8 protein-coding genes and 1 pseudogene are annotated in these 11,140 nt (G+C 63.2%); 4 read left to right on the forward strand and 5 right to left on the reverse strand.

The genetic code is table 11. The features are described 5' to 3' along the window. Positions 1-14 precede the first annotated feature (14 nt). From GQY20_RS20480 to GQY20_RS20500, 5 genes and pseudogenes are all read right to left on the reverse strand, one after another. Positions 15-1,265 carry a nitrate/nitrite transporter gene (locus tag GQY20_RS20480; protein ID WP_157218986.1) on the reverse strand — a complete coding sequence of 417 codons (1,251 nt, stop codon included), beginning with the start codon at positions 1,263-1,265 and terminating at the stop codon, positions 15-17. A 201-nt stretch (positions 1,266-1,466) separates the two neighbouring features. After that, entirely contained in the window at positions 1,467-2,675 is a 1,209-nt protein-coding gene (locus GQY20_RS20485; protein ID WP_157218987.1) for a CmpA/NrtA family ABC transporter substrate-binding protein, read from the reverse strand. Further along, positions 2,672-3,253: an ANTAR domain-containing response regulator gene (locus GQY20_RS20490; protein ID WP_157218988.1), complete on the reverse strand. Its 582-nt coding sequence runs from the start codon at positions 3,251-3,253 to the stop codon at positions 2,672-2,674. Before GQY20_RS20490 ends, GQY20_RS20485 begins: the two co-directional genes overlap by 4 nt. A gap of 143 nt (positions 3,254-3,396) precedes the next feature. Next, positions 3,397-4,028 (reverse strand): annotated as a pseudogene (locus GQY20_RS20495) (tyrosine-type recombinase/integrase). Between the two features lie 238 nt (positions 4,029-4,266). Then, positions 4,267-4,479: an integrase core domain-containing protein gene (locus GQY20_RS20500; protein WP_157218989.1), complete on the reverse strand. Its 213-nt coding sequence runs from the start codon at positions 4,477-4,479 to the stop codon at positions 4,267-4,269. 184 nt (positions 4,480-4,663) lie between these two features. Between GQY20_RS20500 and GQY20_RS20505 the strand changes: the two genes are divergently transcribed. From GQY20_RS20505 to GQY20_RS20520, 4 genes are all read left to right on the forward strand, one after another. Further along, a complete protein-coding gene (locus GQY20_RS20505) occupies positions 4,664-5,236 on the forward strand; it encodes an RNA polymerase sigma factor (protein WP_157218990.1) in 573 nt (190 codons plus the stop codon). Beyond that, entirely contained in the window at positions 5,233-6,204 is a 972-nt protein-coding gene (locus GQY20_RS20510) for a FecR family protein (RefSeq protein ID WP_157218991.1), read from the forward strand. Before GQY20_RS20505 ends, GQY20_RS20510 begins: the two co-directional genes overlap by 4 nt. 74 nt (positions 6,205-6,278) lie before the next feature. Continuing rightward, the gene (locus GQY20_RS20515; RefSeq protein WP_157218992.1) at positions 6,279-8,834 is read left to right on the forward strand and encodes a TonB-dependent receptor; all 2,556 of its coding nucleotides are present in this window, start codon (positions 6,279-6,281) and stop codon (positions 8,832-8,834) included. A gap of 32 nt (positions 8,835-8,866) precedes the next feature. After that, positions 8,867-10,897: a S9 family peptidase gene (locus GQY20_RS20520; protein ID WP_157218993.1), complete on the forward strand. Its 2,031-nt coding sequence runs from the start codon at positions 8,867-8,869 to the stop codon at positions 10,895-10,897. The last annotated feature ends 243 nt before the right edge of the window (positions 10,898-11,140 follow it).

Below are 11,140 nucleotides of genomic sequence, written 5' to 3' on the forward strand. Positions count from 1 at the left end.
CCCAGTGCTTCAGGTCAGATGCGGATGCCGTTCCGCGCCGCTTCCCACGTCTGCCGCCAGCGACCTTTGATCGTCGTCAGGCAGAGGACCGCCACGATCGCAAGTCCAGCGAAGATCAGGAAGCCGGGCGCGAAGCTGCCGGTCAGCTGCTTGGCGAGCCCGAGGCTGGAGGCGAGATAGAAGCCGCCGATGCCACCGGCCATGCCGACCAGCCCGGTCATGACGCCGATCTCCTTCGCGAAGCGCTGGGGGACCAGCTGGAACACCGCGCCGTTGCCGGCACCGAGCGCCAGCATGGCGACGACAAACAGTCCGAGCGCGCTCTGCACGGTCGGCGCGACACTGACGCCGGCCAAAGCGAGGGCTGCGATCACGTAGACGACGCTCAGCGTCTTCACGCCGCCGATCGCGTCGGCCACCGTGCCGCCGATCGGGCGGACCAGCGACCCGGCGAACACGCAGGCCGCCGTCGCATAGCCCGCCATCACCGTCGTCAGCCCGAACTGATCGGTGAAGTAGATCGGCAGCGAGGCGGCGAGGCCGACGAAGCCGCCGAACGTGACGCTGTAGAACAGCATCATCCACCAGGCATCGGCCTGCTTCAGCGGCTCCAGATAGGCGGTGATCCGCTTCGGCGCAGGCGCATTGGGCGCGTCCCTCGCCATAATCAGATAGGTGACGAATACGATCGTGAGGGGGATGCAGGCGAGGCCCAGCACCGCGTTCCAGCCGAACAGCTTGGCGAGCGTCGGCGCGAAGAGCGAAGCGAGCACGGTGCCCGAATTGCCCATGCCGGCGATCCCCATCGCCTTGCCTTGATGCTCGGCCGGATACCAGCGGCTGGCGAGCGGCAGGGCGATCGCGAAGGAGGCGCCGGCAAAACCCAGGACTACGCCCAGCACGAGCGTTGCGCCGAAGCTGTTGACGCCGAGCAGATAGGCCGAAAGCAGCCCGCCGATGACGATCAGCTGGCTGATCGCGCCCGAGCGCTTGGGCCCGATCCGGTCGACAAGCAGCCCGTTGACGAGGCGCAGCATGGCGCCCGCCAGCGTCGGTACCGCGACCATCAGCCCCTTCTGCGCCGGGGTGAGGTGGAGGGTCTTGGCGATTTCCGGCCCAAGCGGCCCGAGCAGGACCCAGACCATGAAGGCCAGGTCGAAATAGAGAAAGGCGGCGATCAGTGTCGGGCGGTGGCCTGCACTCCAGAACGCACTCTTATTCGTATCGTCGGCGACACCGTCGCCTTCCCAGAAGCTGGTAGCCATGTGCGAGTCCCCCCGTATCGATCTGTTCGAGACACGAAAAAAGCCGCCTCCGGGCCCCGCGCTAAACGCGTGGCCGGACAGCGGCTCTGCTGGTTTGGTAGTGGAGTCTACCCCGACGCTGGAGCGAGACTCGCGGACCGCGCAACATCGCGCGATGGAACTAGTGTCCGTTACGGGCGCACTTTACGCAAGTGCAAAAATTCAGTGGGCGCCGAAATCTGCGATATAGTCGCCGAGATGATCGGGATCGAACACCCGCCCGTCGAAAAAGCGGTCCGGGCCCAGCGTCAGCGTGCCCGCATGCGAACCGACCGCGAGCGGTGCAGTCAGCGCGCCTTCCAGCTTCAGGCTGGCGCCCGGCATTGGCTGTCCGCTTGCCCCAAGCGCCCGGCGGTAAATGTCGGACCGGAAAACCTCGGCTGCGGCACGTTCGCTCGCGGCGTCGTGCGGCGCGAGGCCCCAGCGTACGAACTGCGAATAGATCCAGAGAGCCTGGCTCCGCCACGGAAAGCCCGACGCCTCCCGCCCGAACATGATGAAATCGGCGATGGCCAGCGGCGAATGCCCCTGCTTCGGGACGATCACCCCGGTTAAAGCCGGGAGCAGAATGTCGGGCGAGCGGCCGACATATTCGGCGCGGGCCAGCAAGCTGGCCAGTTCCGCTTTGTTGGCGGGATCGTCGCACCAGGCGGCGGAGCGACTGAGCGCGATCAACAGGCGATCGACCGTCATGGCATTGGCCTCCATCCAGTCCTTCCGCAGCGCCAGGACCTTCTCGACCCCGCGCTGCCAGATGCGGACGCCGGCGAAGACGAATTCGGCGAGGCCCTCGGCCGTCGCGGCCGTATTCCACGGTTCGCCGGCGATGAAGCCATCGATCTCGTCGGCCTTCAGTGCCTCGGTCATCAGCGATGGTGGGAGGACGCGGAGCGTCACGTCGCGATCGGGGTCGATGCCGGCGAAGCCCAGCCAGTAACGCAGCATCAGCGCGTGGCTGGAGAAGCGATGGACGACGCCGATGACAGGCTTGCGGCGGTGCAGGCCGATAGCCGCGGCGAAATCGTGGGCGGTCGCGATCGGATCGTCGATTCGGCGGGTAAGGTCCGGATCGAGCGCCGCCGCGAACGCCGTCGACATGACGAGCGCGTTGCCATTGGTGTTGAGCTTGAACGGAGTCGACAGCGCGCAGGGATGCTGGCTCAAGCCTAACGTTACGGCGACTGCCAGCGGCGCCAGCATGTGGGCAGCCTGCACCTGCCCGTAGACGAGTCGGTCGCGCAGCGTCGCCCAGGATTCGGAGCGGACGAGCGTGAGGTCTATACCCTGCTCTGCAGCGAAGCCCTTCTCGCGCGCGGCGATCAGCGGCGCGCTGTCCGTCAGGGGAACGAAGGCGATCGAAAGCGGTGTCAAGGCTTGCCTCCCAGCAGGCTGCTCGCGGTGATCAGCGCGTCGGCGACCTCGGCGATGCGACGGCCCTGATTCATCGCGGTCGATCGGAGCAGCGCATAGGCGTCCGGCTCCGTGAGCCCCCGTGTTTCCATCAGGATCGCCTTCGCGCGATCAATCGTCTTGCGCTCCGCCAGAGCTAACTTGGCTTCCTGAAGCTCGCTCTGCATCCGGGCAAAGGCGTTGAAGCGGCGGATGGCGAGATCCAGCACCGGCTTCACCCTGTCCTTGCGCAAACCATCGACGACATAGGCCGAGATGCCGGCATCGATCGCCGCGCCGATCATCGCCTCATCCGACTGATCGACGAACATTGCGATTGGGCGGGCGAGCGCGCGGCTGACGATCAACATTTCCTCGAGGCTGTCGCGGCTCGGGCTACCGAGGTCCATCAACACGACGTCGGGTACCAACCGCTCAATTCGGGCGACGAACGCGCCGTGCGGAGGCACGAGGTGGATGTCGTCGTAACCGGCATCCCGCAAGCCCTCCTCCAGCACGGAGGCGCGCGCACCAGTGTCATCGACGATCACGATGCGCAAGCTGATGAGATGATTCCTTCGCTAAACCTTAGAAGTGGATAGCAGCGCAGTAAGGGGAACTGCGCAAGCGTTGAGAATGCCGGCCCTGGAGAAGCAGGTTACCGCGTCGAAGGGCTCCTCGCCAGAGGCGAGGAGCCCTTCCTTCAAATTTCGGTATTCTCAGCGAGGGCAAGCGCGTCCTCAACGTCAATCCCGAGATAGCGTACCGTGTTTTCGATCTTGCTATGCCCGCGAAGGATCTGGACGGCACGAAGGTTGCCGGTAGCCCTATAGATGATCGACGCCTTTGTCCGGCGAAGGGAGTGGGTACCATATTCACTTCGCATCAAGCCGACCCCAGCCACCCATTCATCAACAAGGCGGGCATATTGCCGGGTGCTGAGATGCCCATTGTGATCAACCCGGCTCGGGAAAACGTAATCGTTCACCGTTCCGCCTCGCCGTTCGAGCCATGTCAGCAGACTGGTTCGAGCATCGGGCAGCAGCTCGAATTGAACAGGCCGACCTGTTTTCTGCTGCATCACAATCGCGCGCGTTCGGATTTGCCCCCACTGACAACGTCGCCGATCTTCATCTGCACCAAATCGCAGCCCCGAAGCTTGCTGTCGATTGCCAGATCGAAGAGCGCTCGATCCCGCAAACGGCGGTGCTGATTGAGGTAAAAGCGGATCTCCCAGATTTGCTTCGGCTTCAAAGCACGCTTTGCGCCAACGGTTTTTCCCGCATTCCAGACTTGGCGTTTGATAGCGGTGGGCTCTGTTTCAGGCGTCTCCATAATCATTCTCCAATGGCCAGATTGGCCGTCTGAAACGCTCGCCGATGTAACGCGAAGAAGCAGCCTTTAGGCTTGTACCGATCAGAATGCGCCATCCAACGAAACTGCCTAAACGGCGGCTGACGCCATAAGCAGACGTAATTCCGAAGTAGATCGAGCCGTCTGATTGCCCTCGATCGCCAACGAGCCCGCGTTTTTAGTCCGCCAAGTCGTGCTTTATCTGATCTGCTCCCCGTCTTCAGGCCGGTGATGAGTTAGCTTCGGTGTTCTCGTGCCCTTGGCGGGGGCAGCGGGTAAATTTGGCAAGTGCCATACCGCCGGGGCTGCCGTGCGGATGCATGGTGTTGTAGTCCGTCCGCCATGCCTCGATGGTCCGTCTCGGCACGCACAGCGAAGAGAACCGGTGTTTGTTCAAGCGCTCCTCGCACAAGCGACCATTGGACGCCTCCACAAAACCCGCTCAGTCTGCTCCCGGTTACCGCTCGATTCAAATCGGCAGTGTTCGCTTAATTCCGAAATGACTGCAATTTGCCGGCTCCCCAACCTGTCCATATGAGCATTACGGATTTTATGCGCCCAATTGTCTTCCTCCGATAGAATGGGGATATGTTGCCCCCTTGGGGACAAGCGCGCCGATGGTTAGTGACGACATTCTCGAAACATGGTTCTGCAGCGAGGTGCTGCCGAACGAGGGTGCGCTTACCAGCTTCATCCGCAACAACTGGCGCGTCGGCGAGGATGTCGTTGATCTGCGCCATGATATCTATGAACTGGCGATCACCGGTGCGCGGCGAGGCTTGCCGGATAACGCACGGGCCTTTCTGTTCGCGATCGCGCGCAACCATCTGATCAATCGCGCGAAGCGGTCGCGCATCGTTTCCTTCGACTTGGTGTCCGATCTCGAAGCGGTAAGGCATGACCCCGACATGCTGACCGCCGAACGATATGTCTTGGCGCGCGAGGCGCTGAAGCGTGCGCAGGAAGGGATCGACCAACTGTCGCCGCGCGTCCGCCAGATCGTGCTGCTGCGCAAGGTTGATGGGCTCAATACGCAGGAAACCGCGGCGCGTCTCGGCATTGGAATCGATGCGGTCGAGCGGCAACTTGCGATGGGGATGAAAGCGCTGGCCGACTTCATGCTTGGCGGTTCGGGAAAGATCATAAGGCAGAAGTTTGCCCGGAAAGTGCGCAAGGAGAATGGTGCATGAGCCGCGCGGAGGATGCTCGCGACACAGCGGCCGCGTGGATCATTCGCCGCGAAAACGGCGAGCTTTCGGATGAGGAACAAGCTGCGTTCGACGCTTGGCTTGCTGCATCCGACGGCAACAAGGCGGCCTATTGGCGTCTGAAGCATAGTTGGAAGGATGCCGACCGGGTCGGGGCGCTGGGCATTCCCGCCGCTCCGGCCGCTCCGCACAAAGCCCTGATCCGCTATGGGATGCCGGTCGCGCTCGCCGCTTCGCTCGTGGCCGCATTCTGGATCGGGTCGATCCCGTTCCCAACCGAGCCTTCCGCACAGACGCTGGCGATCACAACCTACAGGGCGGGAATCGGCGAACGCAAGGACCTGGCGCTCGCGGACGGCAGCCATGTCGAGCTCAACACCCGAAGCGTGATCCGCGCGGCTTCGGCAGCCGATCACCGCGAAGTCTGGCTCGACGACGGCGAAGCGTATTTCGAGGTGAAGCACGATCCCCGCCGTCCTTTCGTCGTTCATGCCGGCGCGCGAACGATCACCGTATTGGGGACTAAATTTTCGGTCCGGCGCGACGGCGGAGACGTATCCGTCTCGGTCCTCGAGGGACGCGTTCGAATCGACGAGAATCCGGCCAGGAACGGAAGGCTTGCCTCGGCGACGATGATCACCGGCGGCATGTCGGCGATCAGCGAGGGCCGCTCGACGCTCGTCACCCAGCTATCGGAGTCGCGTGTCGAGAACGCGCTCGCGTGGCGCGATGGCATGCTGAGCTTCGACCGGACGACGCTCGCCGACGCGGCTGCCGAGTTCAGCCGCTATCATCGCCGGCCGGTCATCGTCACCGATGCCGCTGCTGCCGGAATCCGCATCGGGGGTAACTTCCAGGCATCCAATGTCGAAGCCTTCGCGCGGCTGCTGCGCGATGCTTACGGGCTGCATGTCGAGATGACCCCCGACGCGATCAAAATTTCCAGCTGAAACGTTACGGCTTTGTGACGCCCGACTGTCCTACCGTTCGAGGGCGCGACCACGCGGCCGAACAGGGGGAAGCCATGAAGAAACCCAGCCTTGTCGCCATATTTGCGACGAGCATTTGCGCGGTCGCGACGCCCGCGCAGGCCCAGAGCCGCAGCTACGACATTGCCGCCGGTGGGCTCAAGTCCACACTCGATGCATATGGATGGCAGTCGGGTAGGCAGGTCCTCTACCGGACCGACGATATTAGCGGGGTACGCTCGGACGGCGTGCGTGGAACGCTGGATGCCGACACGGCTTTGGCGCGTCTGCTGCGCGGGACCGGATTTACCTTTCGGGTCGATGCGTCGGGGGCAATCGCGATCGTGCCGGGGGAAGGCGAGGCCGGAAGCGCCGCGGCCGATAGCGAGAGCGCCGAAATCATCGTCACCGGTACGCGGATTCCCGGTGTCGACGTGCCGGTACCCGCGATAACAATACGGCGCGATCAGATCCGCAACAGCGGTTATGCATCGGTCGCCGATATCTTCGACGATCTGCCGCAGAACTCACGCGAGATGTCTGCCGATGCCTCGATCGGGACGGGGGTTTCGGACCTTGCCCTTTCCAACGGGCAGGGCACCACTGGAATCAGCCTGCGCGGGCTCGGGGCCGAATCGACGCTTGTCCTCCTCAACGGTCATCGCCGCGCGGGTAATGTCGACGGCCGCGTCGTCGACATTTCGGCGATCCCGCTTGCCATCGTCGACCGTGTCGAGATCGTGACCGGCGGCCGATCGGCAATCTATGGTTCGGACGCCGTTGCCGGTGTGGTCAATCTGGTCACCCGGCAGGATTTCGAAGGGATGGAGTCCGAATTCTATCTCGGCAGTGCTGCCAAAGGCGGCGAACGGATCGGTATCAGCCACACCGGCGGGATCAAGTCCGAGCGCGGCGGGCTGGTCCTTGCCTATGATTTCCGGCGCGAAAGGAATTTCGACATCGTGCGGGCGGGGCTCGGCGGTCCGTCGCCGTTCGACGTGTCGCTCCGCCGCTTCGATGCGCGGCCCGACAGCAAGCGGCACTCACTCTATGCTGCTGGGCACTACCGGATCGCTGATGCGGTCGAGATCTACGGCGACGCGCTCTATACGAGCGACCTCAAGCGGACCGTACTCGACTATACGTCGCCCTTCTTCGATTTTACGCAGAATTCCAGAATTCGGAGCCGACAATATAGCGCGGTGCTCGGCGCTAAGGTCGATTTGGGCGGCGGATGGCACCTCGATGTTTCAGGTAACCATGGCGCGGTGCGCAATCGAGAGAATGTCGAGGACAGCTTCGGCGGACGGTACCGCAAAACTTCGGCGCGGCTGACCGAAGCATCGGCTGTGATCGAGGGCGCACTATTCGCGATCGGCGCGCACGAGGTCAAGGCCGCGTTCGGCGCCGAATATCGCAAGGAGGAGCTGACCAACCCGACGCTGAACGCCGACCGCAATATCGCCTCGGCTTTCGGCGAGCTGATCGTTCCTTTCGACATCGGCGGCGGAGAGGTCGAATTCTCGGCGGCTGGGCGTTCCGATCGCTACAGCGATTTCGGCAGCACCTTCAATCCACAGGCGGGTCTCGTATGGAAACCGGCCGCGGGCCTGGCGATCCGCGGTGCCTATTCGCGAGCGTTTCGGGCGCCGCCGTTGCTGACGCTCTCGCAGTCGAACCAGGCATTTCTGCAATATGTGCCCGATCCGAAAACGGGAGGTGTCACGCCGATGCTGATCTGGCTCGGCGGTAATGCGGCGTTGCGGCCCGAGCGGGCGACGACCTGGAGCGCGGGCTTCGATTATTCGCCACCTTCGGCCTCATGGCTGACCGTCTCCGCTTCCTATTTCTCGATCGACTATCGCCACCGGATCGACCAGCCGATCGAGGATACGGGCAGCGCCCTTCTCGACGAAGCCTTCTTCGGCTCGCTGGTCAACCGCATGCCTGCGGACAGCGATGCCCGAAGGGTGATCGAAAGCGCTCTCTCCGGCGACCTCGGGGCGTCGGGCTTCATCAACATGACCGACATCGACTTCGATCCCGCGACGCAGAATCTGCTCGATATCGCGCCGGGGCTGGTCGTATTCGACAATCGCCGGGCGAACATCGGCTCGGACAAGGTTGACGGGGTCGACACCAAGATTGACCTCCGTTTCGGATCGGCGACGGACAAGTTCTCAATCGGCGCGGACGGGACCTATTATCTGAACAGCAAGCGCAAGATCACTCCGCTCAGCCCCGCCGTCAATCGGCTCAATACTCCCGGGCAACTCGTCGATTTCCGGGTTCGGGGGTCGGCGAGCTGGACGCACGGCGCCTTTGCTCTGTTCGGATATCTGAACTATGTCGACGATTATCGCGATAGCTTCACGTCGCCCGAGCGCAGGATCGGTTCGCTGACGACCATCGATCTGACCGCGCGCATCGATGGCGACCAGTTCGACAATCCCGGCCCGCTGCGCGGCGTCAGCGTGACCTTCAACATCGACAATCTGTTCGACAAAAAGCCGCCGCTGTTTGCGAGCAGCGACTTCGGTCTCGGCTATGACCCCGCCAATGCCAGCCCGCTCGGGCGCTATTTTGCGCTGCAGGTGACGAAGCGGTGGTGAGCGCTCGGCGGTTGTCGCGGTGGGCCGCGCTTGTGGCGGCATTGCTTCTCCTGCCTCCGCGCGTTGCCGCCGAAACTGCGGAACTGCCGCTGCTTTCGATGCAGGACGCGGTCGATTTCAACGCGGCTTCGGCCAGCGACCTCGGCTGGTCGGCGCCGGGCCGGCTGATCGCGATCTGGCAGGAGCCGGGCGAAGAGGCGGAGATTGTCGAATGGAACCTCGCCACGGGCACCCGCCGCGTTATTGAAAAGGCCGAGCGGGCGATCTTCTCGCCCGATGGCCGCTGGATATTGCTGCTACGCGGGGAGCGGTGGTGGCTCAAAAATGTGCGGACGGGCAAGGCCGAGCCGATCGCATCCTCGGCAGAGCAAGGTTTCGTCGCGCTTTCGCCGCCGATGTGGGCGCGCGATAGCCGGTCCTTTGCATTCCTCGAATCAGCCGATCCGCCACGCGCGTCGAAGACCACCTCCGTCAGCGAAGCGGATGGCGTACGGTTCGTCGACGTCGGCGCTGAGGCCGATCGCCGCTTCGGCTCTGGCGGCACCGAACAAGCCATGATGAAATCACGCGTGCGGATCGGCCGGGTCGATGCTCCTGCGGCCTTGCGCGCCTTCGACATCGCCGAAGACGCCGCCTATCGCGGAGGATGGGGGAAGGGCGGTGATTTCTATTTCATGCCGCTCGAAGGTCATTGGTACGGCCACCGGTCGCGCACAATGGTCCGTGCGCTCGACCCGGTGTCGGGGCGCTCCACCGACCTTTACACGCAGCCGGGACTGATGCAGCTCGGCGCGCTACGCGTGTCGCCTGACGGACGGTCGATCGCTTTCACCGCAGATGTCGACAATCGGCGTTGGGACGATTTCGACAGCCTCAGCCTGCTCGACATCCGCACGCGCAAGGTTCGCCGCCTGACGACCTCGCTCTATGTCAGCGATTTCGACTGGGCGCCGTCGGGCGACGCCCTTTTTCTGACCGCGCGCGACGGGGCGTTCAGCCAGATTTACCGCGTCGATCTTCATAGCCGTGTCCGTCAAATTTCGAAGGGGGATGAGCGCCGCTACGACCTCAGCGTCTCGCCCGACGGCAAATGGCTTGCCTATCTCGCCGAGGACGCTTTGGGTCACCGCGATCTGCGCGTCCTCGCTGTGGCATCCGGGTCCGAAATGACGCTTGCGACGCTGGTGGAGCCGGCGCGCGCTTTCAGGCTCGCATCCGCCAGGCAGGTGCGCTGGAAAACACCTGACGGGCCGATGCTGCACGGCCTGTTGTTCCTGCCGCCCGGTTTTGATCCCAAGCGTAAATATCCGATGTTCGTCGATGTGCACGGCGGCGGACCCGCGGCTCGGCTCTATCTATCCGGTGTACTCGCCGATCGAGCGCGGCTCCCGCTCGAATGGCATGCCTGGGCGGACAAGGGCTATATCGTCTTTGTTCCCAATTATCGCTCGTCGGGAGAATATGGTCCGCAGATAGCGGCAGAACGCTACGCCGCTCGCGACTGGGATACGCAGGGGATTCGCCAGGATGCCGCCGACATCGAGTCCGGGGTGCGCTGGCTGATCGGCCAGGGCAATGTCAACCCTTGTCGTATTGCAATTCTCGGTCACAGCGCAGGCGGCGCGCGCGTTCAATATCTGCTGACCCGGACCAGCCTTTTCACGGCGGCCATTCTTCACGACCCGATCCCGCCTGGCGCGCTGGCGCAAAATCTGGCCATGATGACCGGTGACTATGCGGGTGCACCGGTGAGTATCGGGACAACGGGCGAGCTTCTCGGTGAAAATCCGGAAGCATATTTTGGAGGTTATCTCATCGACGGAGTACGCATACGCACGCCGACGCTGATCATGGTCGGAAACCCGGATAAGGGGGCCATCGATCCTCAATCGTCCGAATTCCTCTTTTCGCTGCTAAGGGCCAACGGCGTGCCGGCACGCATGGTCCGTTTCGTCGATGATGGGCACAATCCGGGTAGCAGCGCGGCCTCTATGCGGCGCTATCGGGAAATGGACGGCTGGCTCGATCAGTACTTGCCTGATCGCCCGGCGCCGTCGGAGTAGGTGGTTTTTCGCCGACTCCAGGTCCGCCCGCAATCGGCCCGTTTCGGTCGGTGTGCGATACCGGCCAGACGACCGCTAAATGTCGGCTCCTGATAAGAGCTGCCGTTGGATCCATCACTCTAAACGGCATCTGTGGACGCCCCTTCGGATGCAAGCGGTAAATCGGGGTGGATTGGCAGGTAGTCGGATGCTGTCATCTGTCCGGCCTCGATGAGCAGCGCCATAGCTGCGGGCCAGTATGGG

It is taken from the genome of Flavisphingomonas formosensis, assembly GCF_009755815.1.
Taxonomy (GTDB): domain Bacteria; phylum Pseudomonadota; class Alphaproteobacteria; order Sphingomonadales; family Sphingomonadaceae; genus Flavisphingomonas; species Flavisphingomonas formosensis.